A 14,415-nucleotide genomic window follows, 5' to 3' on the forward strand; every position below is an offset into this window, starting at 1 on the left:
GAGCCCGTGAACCACCCACCACAGCTCGGCGTCCAGCTCTACAGCGTGCGCGACCACCTCGGACCCGAGCTCGGCCGCACGCTCGAGCGGCTCGCCCGCCTCGGCTACACCCATGCCGAGCCCTACGACATCGTCAGCGACCCGGTGGCGCTGCGGTCCGCGCTCGACGCCGCCGGCCTGCGCGCCACCACCGCGCACGCGAAGATCACCGAGCTCGGCCGGGACGCCGTGCTCCCCGCCGCCGAGCTGCTCGGCGTGACGACGGTCGTGGTCCCCTTCGTCGACCGGGCCACGTTCGACGAGCGCGACCGCGTCCTGCGCCTCGCCGAACGGATCAACTCCGAGGTGGACCCCGCCGCGCAGCGCGGCATCCGACTCGGCTACCACAACCACGACTTCGAGCTCGCCGCGTCCGTCGACGGCCGGCCCGCCTACGAGCTGCTCGTCGAGAACCTCGACGAACGCGTCGTGCTCGAGCTCGACACCTACTGGGCCAGCGTCGGCGGAGCCGACGTCTTCGACCTGCTGCGCCGCCACGGCGAGCGGATCCGGCTGCTCCACGTGAAGGACGAGCCGTTGCGGCCCGGGGAGACCCCGGCACGCGTCGACCTCACCGGTCGGTCCCAGGAGGTCCTCGCGCTCGCGCGGACCGTCACCGGGCTCGAGCTGCCCGTCGTCGAGATCGTCGTCGACGACGCCCAGCTGTGGCCCGCGCTCGAACGGAACGCGCGCTTCTTCCGGCAGGCGCTCGCGACCGAGGACGCACGGTGACGGCCCGGTCCGGCGCCGGGTCCGCCGTCCAGGGACCCGTCGGGGTCGGGCTGATCGGCGCGGGCAACATCTCGGACGAGTACCTGACCGGCCTGCGTGCGGCTCTCGACGTCCGTGTGCTCGGGATCGCGGACCTCGACACCGGGCGTGCGGCCGCGCAGGCGGAGCGCCACGGTGTGCCGTTCTCGGGCGGCGTCACCGAGCTGCTGAGCAGAGCCGACATCGAGCTCGTCGTCAACCTGACGATCCCGGCGGTGCATGCCGAGGTCAGCCTCCAGGCGCTCGGCGCCGGCAAGCACGTCTGGACGGAGAAGCCGCTCGCGCTCGACCGTGCCGCCGCCCGCCGGGTGCTCGAGGCCGCACGCGACCGGTCCCTGCTCGTGGGGAACGCACCGGACACCGTTCTGGGCGAGGGCATCCAGACGTCGCAGGCGCTGCTCGACGCAGGACGGATCGGTGCCCCGCAGACCCTGCTCACCCTCATGCAGGGTCCCGGTCCGGACGGCTGGCACCCGCGCCCCCAGTTCCTCTTCGAGCCGGGGGCCGGCCCCCTCTTCGACATCGGCCCCTACTACGTCACGACCATGGTCCAGCTCCTGGGACCCGTCGTCTCGGTGCAGGCGCTGGGGCACCGGGCACGCGACGAGCGCGTGATCGGGTCCGGCCCCGACGCCGGGACGACGTTCCCGGTCCGGGTCGACACGCACCTCTCCGTCCTCACCACGTTCGCGAGCGGCGTCGTCGGCACCTCGATCTACAGCTTCGACTCGCCGCAGCGACGGCAGCTGTTCGAGCTGACCGGAGACTCCGGCGCCCTGCGTGTCCCCGTCAGCGGCTTCGACGGCCCGACCGAGCTGCTCGACGGCGAGGACCGCACGCACTCCTGGACGACCGAGCCCGCACGGGGCAGGCCGCGGTCGCGCGGTGCCGGCGTCGTCGACCTGGCCCGTGCGATCCGCACGGGCGACCCGGTCCGGTGCGGCGGCGAGCTCGCGTACCACGTCCTGGACGTCCTCGTCTCGATCGAGGAGTCGGCGAGCGCGGGCGGAACCCCGGTCGCCGTCACGTCGACCGCCGGCCGCCCCAGGCCGGTGCCACCCGAGTGGGATCCCCGGCACGCGACCGTCACGCCGGAACCTTCGCAGACCCCCGAACGAGAGGCCGATCGATGATCCCCGGCTACATCACCTTCGAGGCGGCGCGCGCGACGCAGGCCGCCGAGCTCGGTCGCACGCTCCCGACGGTCGCCGAGCAGATCAGGGTGCTCACCGCCTCCGGCCTCCTCACCGACTCGGCCCCGTTGTTCGTCGGCATCGGCGCGAGCCTCGCGGCTGCGGCAGCGCCGGTCTGGGCGCTGCGATCGCGCGGCATCGACTCGTGGCGCGCGGGAGCCGGCGACCAGCCGATCCCGTACCCGACGACGCGACACGCCGTGGTCGGGATCTCGCAGAGCGGGAGAAGCGCGGAGACCCTCGCGGTGCTCGCGGCCGTCCCGGACGACCGTCGCCTCGCCGTCGTGAACACGACGCCGTCCCCGCTCTCCGAGCTCGCGTCCGTCGTGATCTCGCTCGGCAACCTTCGCGACAGCTACGCGTCGACGATCGGGTACACGGCCACCGTCGGTGCGCTCGGCATGCTCGCGGACGCCTGGGACGGGGGCACGATCGACCCGGGGTGGGACGGGGTGCCTGACGCCGCGACGCTGACGGAGGCGAGGCTGGCGGACCGGCTCGCCGACCTGACTCCCGTGCTCGAGCGGGTCGGCTACGCCGACTTCGTGGGGACCGGCCCAGCCGTCGGGTCCGCCGAGGCCGGTGCCCTGCTCCTGCGGGAGGTCGCGAGGATCCCGTCGACCGCGATGAGCACACGGCAGTACCTCCACGGCTCGATGGAGTCCGCGAACGAGGGCCTGCACGTGCTGTTCGGCGACGAGCGAGAGGTCGCACTCGCTCAGACGCTCGCCGACGCGGGCCACGACGTGCTCCTGGTGACGGCCGCGGACGTCGCACCGACCGCGCGACTCCATCCCCTGCGGATGGAGCGCCGCCCCGCGGCGCAACGCGCCCTGCTCGAGGCGCTCGTCCTCCAGCTCCTGGCGGCTCGGGCCGCGGAGGCGCGCGGGGTCGACGTCGAGGAGTTCGTCTTCCACAACGACGACACGAAGGTCACGGCGACGCCCGCGGAGGGAGAGTGAGGCGCCCCGGTCCCGACTCGCTCGTGGCGGGCCTCGACGTCGGCGGGACGAAGGTCGCGGTGCGCGTCGAGACCGTCTCGGGGACGCGCGTCCTCGACGAGCGCCTGCCCGCCGACGGCTGGGAGGCCGAGCCCGCCGAGCACGCGGCCGGCTGGCTCGCGGACCGGCTGGCTCGGGTCCTGCCGGCCGCGCTGCGGTGCGACGCCGTCGGCGTGGGCGCCCAGGGATGCAACACGCGCGCCATCGGCGGGTCGGTCGAGCGGGCGCTCGCTCAGCGGGGCTTGCGTGCGCGCGTCGTCAACGACGCGGCCCTGCTGGTGCCGGCCGCCGGCCTCGAGACCGGCTTCGGGGTCGTCGCGGGCACCGGCGCGATCGCCGTCGGCACGACGAGCCACGGGGACCCGTGCAGCGCGGGCGGGTGGGGCTGGGTCCTCGGCGACGACGCGGGCGCGACGGGCCTCGTCCGGGAGGCGACGCGCACGGTCCTCGCCGCAGCCGACGCCGGCCTTCCGCTGGACCCGCTCGGCCGCGCCCTGCTGGCGGCGTTCGCGGTCGACGACGCCGAACACCTCGCGCGCGCCGTGAACGACGACCCTCGCGTCGAACGCTGGGCGCCCCACGCGCGCGCCGTGTTCGCCGCCGCCGACGCGGGGTCGATGCTGGCGGTGGGCGTGGTCGACCACGCGGCCGACCATCTCGTGGGCCTCGTGGCGTCGCTCGCTGCGCGCGGCTGCGTCGGCTCGGCGGTCGTCGCCGGAGGGAGCGTGGTGCGAGGCCAGCCCCGGCTCGCCACCGCGCTCGCGACCCGTCTGGCCGCCCTCGACGAGCCGCGGACGCTCGTCGTCCTCGACGACGAGCCCGTCGCCGGCGCCGTCGAGCTCGCCCGTCGGCTCGTGCTCACCCCGCGCCCGTGACGGTTCGACCGCCTCGCGGGCTCGCCGCGCACGGTGCCATGGTCGGTGCGATGGCCACGGCGATGGCGCACGCGACGTCGCCGGTCTGGGCGGTCGGCTCGGGCCTGGTTCTGCTGCTCGCACTGCCGGGCCTGGCGGTCGTGCTGCGGGAGCATCCGGGCCGCGGCGACCACCTCCTCGACTGCGCCGCGATGGCGGCGCTCCTGCTCGTCCCGGTGATCGGGGACCTACCCGGTGACGGCGGGGAGCCGTCCCCGCACGGGCCGATGTCGTCCGCCGGGCACGCTGAAACCCACGGCGCGATGAGCATGAGCGCCGGGCACGCCGCGATCGCCGCGTGGGTGCTGTGCGCCGTGTGGGCCGTCGCGCGGCTGCTCACGATGCGGCTGCGGGCGGCCGGCACGGCGGGCTCTGCGGTGTCGGGCGGTCGAGACGACGCCGCTCCCGACGGCGCCGTCGCCGGTGGCGGGCGATGGCAACGCGCCGCAGGTCTGGCCGTCACGCTGTCCGGCATGGCCCTGATGCTGCCCCGCTGAAAGGCTCGGCGTCGCGCGCGCCCACCTCGACCGTCGCGGACGGTTGCACCGGGGCGTCTGACGTGGGCAGACTGCTGGAACATTGAGTTCACAGGTTGAACACAATGGAACGCAATCGGCTCCACCCGGCCGGACGGCAGCGACGCCCCGACCGGTCACGCACGGTCGGACGACGCCGTCCGACCGCTCACGAAGGAGTGACCTTGAGACGACTCGACCACCGGCGGGCGCGCGGTCTCGCGCTCGTCGCGGGGCTCGCGGTCGCCGCCACGGGGGCCGTCGCGCCCCTCGCCGCGGCCGCCGACGACGCCCCCACCGACCTCGCCCGGCTGGGCACCGTGACGGCGTCGGCCTTCCAGGACGACGGGGACGGCACGTTCCCCGCGTCGAACGCGATCGACGGCGACGACTCCACCCGCTGGGCCAGCGGCAACGGGCCTGACGACGCCGACGCGACGTACACCGCGACCCTCACGTCCGACCTGGGTGCCCCCGCGACCGTCAACGGCATCACGCTCAAGTGGGAGGCCTCGTACGCGGTGGCGTACGACGTCGAGACCGCGCTCGGCAACCCCGACGACCCGGACTCGTGGAGCACCGCGTACAGCACGACGACGGGTGACGGCGGCACCGACGCGATCACCTTCGACGCCCCGACCCACGCGCGGTACGTGCGGATCGACATGGTGCAGCGAGCGGCGTCCACGTGGGAGGCCCCCAAGCTCCACTACTACGGCTACTCGATCTACACGCTCTCCGTTGCGGGCGCGTTCGACACGCCGCAGGTCGCCGTCGGCGCCCGCACCCTCAGCGTCGGCGCCGGTAAGGACGTCACGGTCCCCGTGACGCTCAGCAACCCGGCGAGCACCGACCAGAAGGTCCACGTCGCCACGAAGGACGGCACCGCGAAGGCGGGCTCTGACTACGAGGCCGTCGACCAGGACCTCACCTTCATGGCCGGGGAGACCCAGCAGTCCGTCGTCGTGCACACGACGAGCGCGGGCGCGCTGGCCGGTGACCGGACGTTCACCGTCGCGCTGTCGGACCCGTCGGACGGGCTCGCGCTCGCCGATGCCGCGTCCACGACCGTGACCCTCACCCCGACGGGCACCCTGCCCGACGCCGGCACGTCCACGCTGCTCGAGGGCTTCGAGCAGGGTGTGCCGTCGACGTACGCGGTGTGGGGCTCGGACGCCGGCGCCACCCCGGCGCTCGCGACGGTCGCCGACGGGTCCGTCCCGGGTGCCGCGGACGGGAACCACGCGCTCACCGCGACCGTCGCGGCCGCGGGCACGTACGGGGGCTTCACCTACGAGCACCGGATCGACAACGCCTCCGAGACGTTCGACTGGTCGGCGTACGACGGCTTCTCGTTCTGGTTCCTCGGCCAGGGCACCGGCAAGACGTTCTCGTTCGAGCTGCACGACCGGGACGCGAGCGACAAGGAGCTCGGCTTCGCGACCGACGTCACCGACGACTCGACGGGCTGGCGCAAGGTGAGCGTCCTGTTCAAGGACCTCAAGCCGAAGAGCGGCGTGACCGCCAAGGCGTTCGCGCCCGCCACCTCGACGGGCTTCGCCGTCACCCTGACGGGCCTCGGCGCGGGCACGTTCACGTTCGACGGCTTCTCGCTCGACCAGCGCGCCGTCCTGCTCGACGACTTCGAGCACGGAGTGAGCGGCGACGCAACCGCCGCGACCGGCTACTTCGCGTGGGGCTCGGCGAACGCGCAGGTCACGCTCGCGGCCACGGGCCTCGCCCGCGGCGACGTCGCCGACAACCACGTCCTCGGCGGCCAGTACCTCGTGCCCGACGGCGGCTACGGCGGCTTCTCCGACAACCTCGCCGCCGCGCAGGACTGGTCGTCCTTCCGGGGCATCCGCTTCTGGTGGTACGCCTCGCAGGCCAACAACCCGGCGTCGCCGACGGCGGGCGCGAGCATCCAGGTCGAGCTCAAGGACGGCGGTCCCGACGGCGAGCACGCCGAGAGCTGGGTCGCGACGTTCAAGGACAACTGGAGCGCCGACGGCTCGCGCTGGAAGCTCGTCTCGCTGCCTTTCTCCGCGTTCCAGCTCGGGGCGAACCAGCCCGGCAGCGACGAGACGAGGAACGGCACGCTCGACCTGACGTCGTCGTGGGGGTACTCGTTCACGTTCCCGGCCGGGACCGCGAGCGCCACGCCCTACTCGATCGACGACGTCGAGCTGTACGGCACCCCGGCCGTCGCGGCAGCGACGACGATCACGACCGATCAGGACGCCTACCTCGTCGACGCGGGCGGCACCGCGCACGTCAAGGTCGGCCTGACGACGGCCGACGGCAAGCCCTCGCCAAGGCGGCCACCGTCGACTGGTCGACCGGTGGCGGCACGGCGAAGGACGGCACGGACTTCACCGCGGCTTCGGGCACGCTCACGTTCGACGAGGGCACCGAGTCCGGCACGACGCAGACCGTGGACGTCGCCACGACCGCGGGCACGCCCGCGAGCGAGGCGCTGACCATCCCGGTCACGCTGAAGTCCGCGGGGGCGACCGGGCCGGCCGAGGCGCCGCGCGTGGTCGTCAACGCGCACGGGCTGCCGTACCTCGACTCCTCCCTGTCGACGGCGCAGCGTGTCGACGACCTGCTGGGCCGGATGACCCTGCAGGAGAAGGTCGGACAGATGGCGCAGGCCGAGCGGCTGGGCCTGTCCACGCCGCAGCAGATCACCGACCTGGGTCTCGGCTCGGTGCTCTCCGGAGGCGGATCGACTCCCGCGGCGAACACCCCGCAGGCCTGGGCCGACATGATCGACGGCTACCAGCGCGAGGCCCTCGCCACGCCGCTGCAGGTGCCGCTCCTGTACGGCGCGGACGCGGTGCACGGGCACTCGAACGTCAAGGACGCGACGATCTACCCGCACAACATCGGCCTCGGTGCGACGCGCAACCCCGCGCTGGTCGAGAAGGTCGGCGAGGAGACGGCGTCCGAGACCCGGACGACGGGCGTCAACTGGGCGTTCGCTCCCTGCCTCTGCGTCGCGCGCGACGAGCGGTGGGGCCGGACGTACGAGTCGTTCGGCGAGGACCCGGCGCTCGTGTCGTCGTTCTCGAAGGCGTCGATCGAGGGCCTCCAGGGCTCCGACCCGGCGGACAAGTCCGGCGCCGACGAGGTGCTCGCGTCCGCGAAGCACTGGGCCGGCGACGGCGGCACGACCTACGACCAGTCCGTCGCCGGGACGGGCGGCTACCCGATCGACCAGGGCATCACGAACGTCCCGTCGCAGGACGTCTTCGAGAAGCTCTACGCGACCCCGTACGTGCCGGCGATCCAGGCGGGCGTCGGGTCGATCATGCCGTCATACTCGGCGCTGTCGGTCGACGGCTCGACGCCGGTCCGCATGACCGAGGAGCCGCTCAACCAGTCGCTGCTCAAGGACCGGATGGGCTTCGACGGCTTCCTCATCAGCGACTACCAGGCGATCGACAAGCTGCCCGGCGGGACGTACGCGCAGAAGGCCGTGCGGGCTGTCACCACAGGCAGCATCGACATGGCGATGGCGCCGTACAACTTCGGCGACTTCATCACCGCGATCGTCGACGGCGTGAACGCCGGGCAGGTCCCGCAGGCGCGCGTCGACGACGCCGTCCGCCGGATCCTCACCCAGAAGTTCGAGCTCGGGCTCTTCGAGCACCCGTTCACGGACGACAGCCAGCGCGACCAGTTCGGCGGCGCAGCCCACCGGGCCACCGCCGCGCAGGCCGCCGCCGAGTCGCAGGTCCTCCTGAAGAACACGGGCGGCGCGCTGCCCCTGAGGAAGACCGGGAAGCTCTACGTCGCGGGCTCCAACGCCGACGACCTGGGCAACCAGACCGGTGGCTGGACGATCACCTGGCAGGGCCAGTCGGGCACCCACACGACGGGCACCACGATCCTCGACGGGATCGAGGCCGCCGCGCCGGGCCTGTCCGTGACCTACTCGAAGACCGCCTCGGCCGACCCGACCGGGTACGACGCGGGCCTCGTCGTCGTCGGCGAGACGCCCTACGCGGAGGGACAGGGCGACGTCGGCAACAACGGGCACACCCTGAACCTCACCGCGGCGGACAAGAAGGCGGTGGACACGGTGTGCGCGGCGATCCCGACGTGCGTCGTGCTCGTGGTCTCGGGCCGCCCGATGATGCTGGGCGACGTGCAGGACGAGGCCGACGCGATCGTCGCCGGCTTCCTGCCCGGCACCGAGGGCGAGGGCGTCGCGAGCGTCCTGCTCGGCGACACGCCGTTCACCGGACGGCTGCCGCTGACCTGGTCGAAGTCCGTGGACCAGCTCCCGATCAACGTCGGGGACACGTCGTACGACCCGGCCTGGGCGTACGGCTGGGGTCTGCGGACGGACGCCCCGCGCGACCGCCTCACCGCTCTCGTCGGCACGCTCACGGGAGAGCCGAAGAAGGCAGTCCAGGCGCTCCTCGACGCGAAGGTCTGGAAGGCGGACGGGACCCTGAGCGACACCGACGCCGGGCTGCGGCTCGTCGCGGCCGCCGCGAAGACCCTCACGCAGGCCACGAAGGCGCAGGTCGACGCGTACGGCATCGACGAGGCACAGCAGCACCCGATCGACGCGACCGTGCTGGCCCAGGCCGACACCGTCGTGTCGCTCGCGCGGGACCTCGCGCAGGACGCCGTCGTCGGGCAGGGCAGCTCGCCCGCGAAGGCGGACGTCACCGCGACCGCCGACGCCGAGCACCTGCAGGAGGCCGGGGACGCGTACGACGCGGTGGTCACGCTCGCGAAGGTAGCGGGCGTCGACGTGACGACGCCTCCGCTCAAGGCCGCCCCGAAGGCGCTGCTCCCGCCGCTCGCGGTGGGGCTGCCGGTCGTCGGGCTGCCGTACGTCGCGACGCCCGGCCTGTGGTCGGTCGCCGGGGTGAAGATCACCTACCAGTGGAACACCGACGGCACCCCGATCAAGGGCGCCACGAAGGCCGTCTACACGCCCGTCGCGGGCGACGTCGGCAAGCGGCTCTCCGTCACGGTGACCGCGAGCAAGGCCGGCTACCACGACGGGACGGCGACCTCGCCGTCGACGGCGAAGGTGATCAAGCTGGGCCGCTGACCGCCCCGCCCGCGGCTGAGCGGAACGACCCGCTCAGCCGCGGGCGCGGCGCAGGTCCTGCAGCATCGTGATCTCGGCGCCGTGGTGGATGAGCTCGCGGTTCATGTGGAGCACGAGGTGCCCGAAGGGCGCCGCCTGGTCGATCTCCGTGGCCTGGCCGAGCCCGACGACGAACGCGGCGTCGTCGTCGAGCGCGTCCACGGCCGCGCGCCACCGCGTGACCTGGTCGACGAGCGCCGCGACCGCTGGCCCGACCTCGCCCGACAGCTCGACGTCGTCGCGGCGCCGGCGGTGCTCCCCGAACGTCCACTCCCACCGCTCGAAGAACGCCTCGGTGAGGTGGGCGACGAGCCAGCCGATCGTCCGGGGCTGGGCTGATTCCTCGCCTGCGGGCCACTCCGAGACCCATTCCCCCGCGCCGACGACGCGCGGCGCCCGCTGCTCGCCCCGTCGCACCACTCGCAGGGCGTCCGGGCCGGGCTCCCAGTCGAGGTCGTCCTGGCTGAGGGTCGCGAGCCGCTGCGCGAGCACGGTCCACGAGAACGCGAGCTGCCCGCGGACCATCGCGAGCGCCCTCGGGACCTCGAAGAGCGTCCAGTCGACCTCGGGTGCGGGGAACGGGGCGGGTGTCTCTGCCATGCCGCCACCCTCGCACGGCCCTCAGACGCCCGCCCCCGCGTGACACAGGGGTGTGGGAGCGCACCCATCGCCCTATTTCTCCGCTTCCTCTTGCCGTCACTGGCTCCCGTTCGTAAGGTCACCCCAGGGGAACGAAAGAAGCCGTTTGCGTCTCGCACACCGACGTACCGATTGGCGCAAGCAGCTTGCAGTACCCGAGCGCAGGCAAGCGGAGCGGCATGACGCGCGACTCGTCGACGACGACGGCGCCGCGCGAGCCCCACCACCATCGGGGCGCCTCGCGCGCTCGGTCCGTCCGACCAGGGACCACAAGGAGATCGACGACGATCATGAGACGAACAGTCAGCAAGACCCTCGCGGCGACCGCGGGCGCGGCGCTGCTCCTGTCGGCGGGCCTCGTGCTCGGCGGCAGCGCGAGCGCCGCGGGCAGCGACCTCGCCCAGGGCAAGACCGCGAGCGCCTCGAGCGTGTCGCAGACGTACCAGGCGAACAACATCACGGACGGCAGCCAGAGCACCTACTGGGAGTCGAGCAACAACGCCCTGCCCCAGTGGGTGCAGGTCGACCTCGGCAGCACGCAGCACGTGACCGACCTGGTGCTCCAGCTCCCGAACAGCGCGTCCTGGGCGACGCGCACGGAGACCATCCAGATCCAGACGAGCTCGAACGGCTCGAGCTTCTCCTCGCTCGTCGGCGCGACGGGCTACACGTTCGACCCGGCGTCCGGGAACTCGGTGGCCGTCGACACGCCCGACGCCGACGCACGCTACGTCCGCCTCGTCTTCAGCGCGAACACGGGCTGGCCCGCGGGCCAGCTCTCGGGGCTCGTGGTGCACGGCTCGTCGTCGGGCAGCGGCGACGGCGGCAGCACCGGCGGCCCGACCGGCACGGGCGACGGCGGTACCGAAGGCACGCTGCTCTCGCAGGGCAAGACCGCGACGACCAGCTCGAGCAACGCGCCCTACGTGGCATCGAACCTGACCGACGGCAGCAAGTCCTCCTACTGGGAGGGGACGAACGGCCAGTTCCCGCAGTGGGCGCAGGTGGACCTCGGCCAGAGCCGGACAGTCCAGCGGGTCGCGCTCCAGCTCCCCGACGGCTGGGGGTCGCGCACCGAGAACCTCGCGGTGTCGACGAGCACCGACGGGTCGTCGTTCACGACGGCGAAGGCCGCCGCGACCTACACGTTCGACCCGGCGTCGGGCAACACCGTGAACCTCGACCTGCCCGACCAGGCGGCGCGCTACGTGCGCGTGACCGTGAGCGCCAACAGCGGCTGGAGCGCGGCGCAGCTCTCGGAGCTGCAGGTCTTCGGCGACGGCGCGGGCGACGGACAGCCGACGGACCCCGGCACCACGGAGCCCACGGACCCGGGCACGACCGACCCCGGCACGCCGACCGGCAGCAACGTCGCGCTCGGCAAGACCATCACCGCCTCGTCCGTGAACTGGACGTACGCGGCGACCAACGCGAACGACGGCGACGTCGCCACCTACTGGGAGGGCGCGGCGGGCGCGTACCCGAGCACCCTCGCGGTGAGCCTCGGTTCGGACACGACCCTCTCGGACGTGGTCCTCAGGCTCAACCCGGACTCCGCGTGGGGTGCGCGCACCCAGACCCTGAGCATCGAGGGTCGTGCGGCGGGCTCGTCGACGTGGACCACGCTCAAGTCGTCCGCGACGTACTCGTTCAACCCGTCCAGCGGGAACACCGTCACGGTCCCTGTCACAGGCACCGCGTCAGACGTCCGGCTGACGTTCACCGCGAACAGCGGCTCGAGCAACGGCCAGGTCGCCGAGCTCGAGGTCTACGGCACCCCGGCGCCCAACCCGAACCTCCAGGTCACGAGCGTCACGTCGTCGCCCGCGAACCCGGTCGAGACGGACGCGGTCACGCTGAGCGCCGTCGTGAAGAACACGGGCAACCGTGACGCTGCTGCGAGCAGCGTCTCGTTCCAGCTGAACGGCACGACCGTCGCCACGAAGCCCGTCGGGGCGATCGCGGCGGGCGGCCAGGCGACGGTCACCGCGAACGTGGGCCCGCTCAACGCCGACTCCTACCGGATCGGCGCGACCGCGGACTCCGCGGGCGTCGTCGTCGAGCAGGACGAGACCGACAACGCCTACACCTCGCCGACGGCCCTCGTGGTCAGCGCGGTCCCGAGCTCCGACCTCGTGCCCACGGTCTCGTGGTCGCCGTCGACGCCGGCCGCGGGCGACACCGTGCAGTTCACGGCCGTGGTCGCGAACCAGGGCAACGTGGCCGCGGCCTCCGGGTCGCACGCGGTGACCGCGACGGTCAAGGACGCGAACGGCACGACGGTCAAGACGCTCACCGGCTCCGTGAGCGGCGCGATCCCGGCGAACGGCAACGCCCAGACGGGTCTCGGCTCGTGGACGGCGGCGGACGGCAAGTACACGGTCACCGTGACCGTCGCCGACGACGCCAACGAGATCGCCGCGAAGAAGGCCAACAACACGCAGTCGCAGTCGTTCTTCGTGGGGCGCGGCGCCAACATGCCGTACGACACCTACGAGGCCGAGGACGGCCGGACGGGCGGCGGCGCCGTCGTGCTCGGCCCGAACCGGACCGTGGGCGACCTCGCCGGCGAGGCGTCGGGCCGCAAGGCCGTGGCGCTGAACCAGACCGGCTCGTACGTCGAGTGGACCACCAAGGCGTCGACCAACACCCTGGTCGCGCGGTTCTCCATCCCCGACGGGACGACGTCGTCGGTGAACGTCTACGTCGACGGCACCTTCCTCAAGGCCCTGCCGCTGACGTCCGCGTACGCCTGGCTGTACGGCGACGAGACGAACCCGCAGAACACGCCCGGATCGGGGGCGCCGCGCCACGTGTACGACGAGGCGAACATCCTGCTCGGCACGACGGTGAAGGCGGGCTCGACCATCCGGCTGCAGAAGGACGCGGCCAACTCGGGCAACATCGCGATCGACTTCGTCGACCTCGAGCAGGCCGCGCAGCAGGCCAACCCCGACGCTTCCGCGTACGTCGAGCCGACCGGCTTCACCCAGCAGGACGTGCAGAATGCGCTCGACAAGGCCCGCCAGGACACCACGGGCAAGATCAAGGGCGTCTACCTCCCCGCCGGCGACTACACGGTCTCGAACAAGTTCCAGGTCTACGGCAAGGCGCTCGACGTCGTCGGCGCGGGCGTCTGGTACACCCGGTTCCACTCCGACCCGTCGCAGTCCAACACCGACACGGGCTTCCGCGTCGACACCACCGCGCAGGGCTCGAAGTTCCGTGACTTCGCGTGGTTCGGCAACTACACCCAGCGCATCGACGGCCCGGGCAAGGTCTTCGACCTGACCGGCGTCTCGAACCTGACGATCGACGACATCTGGGTCGAGCACCAGGTCTGCGCCGTGTGGGGCACGAACGTCGACTCCTCGACGTTCACGAACATGCGGATCCGCGACACCTTCGCGGACGGCATCAACCTCACCAACGGGTCGAGCGGCAACCGTGTGGCGAACGACGAGGCGCGTTCCACGGGCGACGACAGCTTCGCGCTGTTCGCCGCCAAGGACAACGGCGGCACCGGGGAGCAGGGCAACGTGCTCGAGAACCTCACCGCCAAGCTCACGTGGCGCGCCGCGGGCATCGCGATCTACGGCGGCCAGGACAACACGGTCCGCAACGTCTACGTCGCGGACACCCTGGTCTACGCGGGCATCACGATCTCGTCGCTGAACTTCGGGTACTCGATGGAGGACTTCGGGCCCAAGCAGACCGTCTTCGACGGGATCACGCTCGAACGCGACGGCGGCCACTTCTGGGGCTCGCAGACGTTCCCCGCGATCTGGCTGTTCTCCGCGTCGCAGAAGTTCACGGCGATCCGGCTGAACGACGTCGACATCATCGACCCGACGTACTCCGGGATCATGTTCCAGACGAACTACGTCGGCTCGAGCCCGCAGAACCCGATCGAGGACACCGTCTTCACCAGCGTGTCCATCACCGGTGCCAAGAAGAGCGGTGACGCCTTCGACGCAAAGTCCGGGTTCGGCATCTGGGTCAACGAGCAGCCCGAGGCCGGCCAGGGTCCCGCCGTCGGCTCGGCGACGTTCAACGGGCTGACGCTCGCGAACAACGCCCAGGACATCAAGAACACGACCAGCACGTTCACGATCGTCCGCAACTGACTGCCGACGCCGGGGCCCGTCCCCGGCCCGGCACACGGCGGCCGTCCTCCCACCGGAGGGCGGCCGTCGTCGGGCTGGGGCGACCGTGCCGCGCTAGCGT

General features: G+C 72.5%; 9 protein-coding genes. 8 read left to right on the top strand and 1 reads right to left on the bottom strand.

Features of this window, described 5'->3' with window-relative positions:
• Positions 1 to 6 precede the first annotated feature (6 nt).
• The 7 genes from QQK45_RS06185 to QQK45_RS06215 all read left to right on the top strand — a co-directional run bounded on the left by QQK45_RS06185 (position 7) and on the right by QQK45_RS06215 (position 9,510).
• Entirely contained in the window at positions 7 to 771 is a 765-nt protein-coding gene (locus tag QQK45_RS06185) for a sugar phosphate isomerase/epimerase family protein (protein ID WP_284292507.1), read from the top strand.
• A complete protein-coding gene (locus tag QQK45_RS06190; protein WP_284294960.1) occupies positions 768 to 1,943 on the top strand; it encodes a Gfo/Idh/MocA family protein in 1,176 nt (391 codons plus the stop codon). Before QQK45_RS06185 ends, QQK45_RS06190 begins: the two co-directional genes overlap by 4 nt.
• Positions 1,940 to 2,965: an SIS domain-containing protein gene (locus tag QQK45_RS06195; RefSeq protein WP_284292508.1), complete on the top strand. Its 1,026-nt coding sequence runs from the start codon at positions 1,940 to 1,942 to the stop codon at positions 2,963 to 2,965. The genes QQK45_RS06190 and QQK45_RS06195 overlap by 4 nt, the downstream gene beginning before the upstream one ends.
• The gene (locus QQK45_RS06200; protein WP_284292509.1) at positions 2,962 to 3,879 is read left to right on the top strand and encodes a BadF/BadG/BcrA/BcrD ATPase family protein; all 918 of its coding nucleotides are present in this window, start codon (positions 2,962 to 2,964) and stop codon (positions 3,877 to 3,879) included. The genes QQK45_RS06195 and QQK45_RS06200 overlap by 4 nt, the downstream gene beginning before the upstream one ends.
• A complete protein-coding gene (locus tag QQK45_RS06205; protein ID WP_284292510.1) occupies positions 3,876 to 4,415 on the top strand; it encodes a hypothetical protein in 540 nt (179 codons plus the stop codon). Before QQK45_RS06200 ends, QQK45_RS06205 begins: the two co-directional genes overlap by 4 nt.
• 203 nt (positions 4,416 to 4,618) lie before the next feature.
• Complete coding sequence (locus QQK45_RS06210) at positions 4,619 to 6,913, top strand: carbohydrate binding domain-containing protein (RefSeq protein WP_284292511.1); 2,295 nt, start codon at positions 4,619 to 4,621, stop codon at positions 6,911 to 6,913.
• Complete coding sequence (locus QQK45_RS06215) at positions 6,868 to 9,510, top strand: glycoside hydrolase family 3 protein (RefSeq protein WP_284292512.1); 2,643 nt, start codon at positions 6,868 to 6,870, stop codon at positions 9,508 to 9,510. Before QQK45_RS06210 ends, QQK45_RS06215 begins: the two co-directional genes overlap by 46 nt.
• A gap of 33 nt (positions 9,511 to 9,543) precedes the next feature.
• Here the strand turns inward: QQK45_RS06215 and QQK45_RS06220 are convergent, their stop codons facing one another.
• Positions 9,544 to 10,149, bottom strand: a complete 606-nt coding sequence (locus QQK45_RS06220; RefSeq protein ID WP_284292513.1) for a DinB family protein — start codon at positions 10,147 to 10,149, stop codon at positions 9,544 to 9,546.
• A 329-nt stretch (positions 10,150 to 10,478) separates the two neighbouring features.
• Here QQK45_RS06220 and QQK45_RS06225 point away from each other — a divergent pair, with 329 nt between their 5' ends.
• Positions 10,479 to 14,315 carry a discoidin domain-containing protein gene (locus QQK45_RS06225; RefSeq protein WP_284292514.1) on the top strand — a complete coding sequence of 1,279 codons (3,837 nt, stop codon included), beginning with the start codon at positions 10,479 to 10,481 and terminating at the stop codon, positions 14,313 to 14,315.
• Positions 14,316 to 14,415: the final 100 nt, after the last annotated feature.

This window comes from Luteimicrobium album, assembly GCF_030161555.1.
GTDB classification, from domain to species: Bacteria; Actinomycetota; Actinomycetes; order Actinomycetales; family Cellulomonadaceae; genus Luteimicrobium; species Luteimicrobium album.

What these genes read in the sequence shown, in the direction of transcription:
- QQK45_RS06195 (WP_284292508.1), top strand. Translation starts at nt 1,940, where the DNA reads ATGATCCCCGGCTACATCACCTTCGAGGCGGCGCGCGCGACGCAGGCC.
- QQK45_RS06220 (WP_284292513.1), bottom strand. Translation starts at nt 10,149, where the DNA reads ATGGCAGAGACACCCGCCCCGTTCCCCGCACCCGAGGTCGACTGGACG.
- QQK45_RS06225 (WP_284292514.1), top strand. Translation starts at nt 10,479, where the DNA reads ATGAGACGAACAGTCAGCAAGACCCTCGCGGCGACCGCGGGCGCGGCG.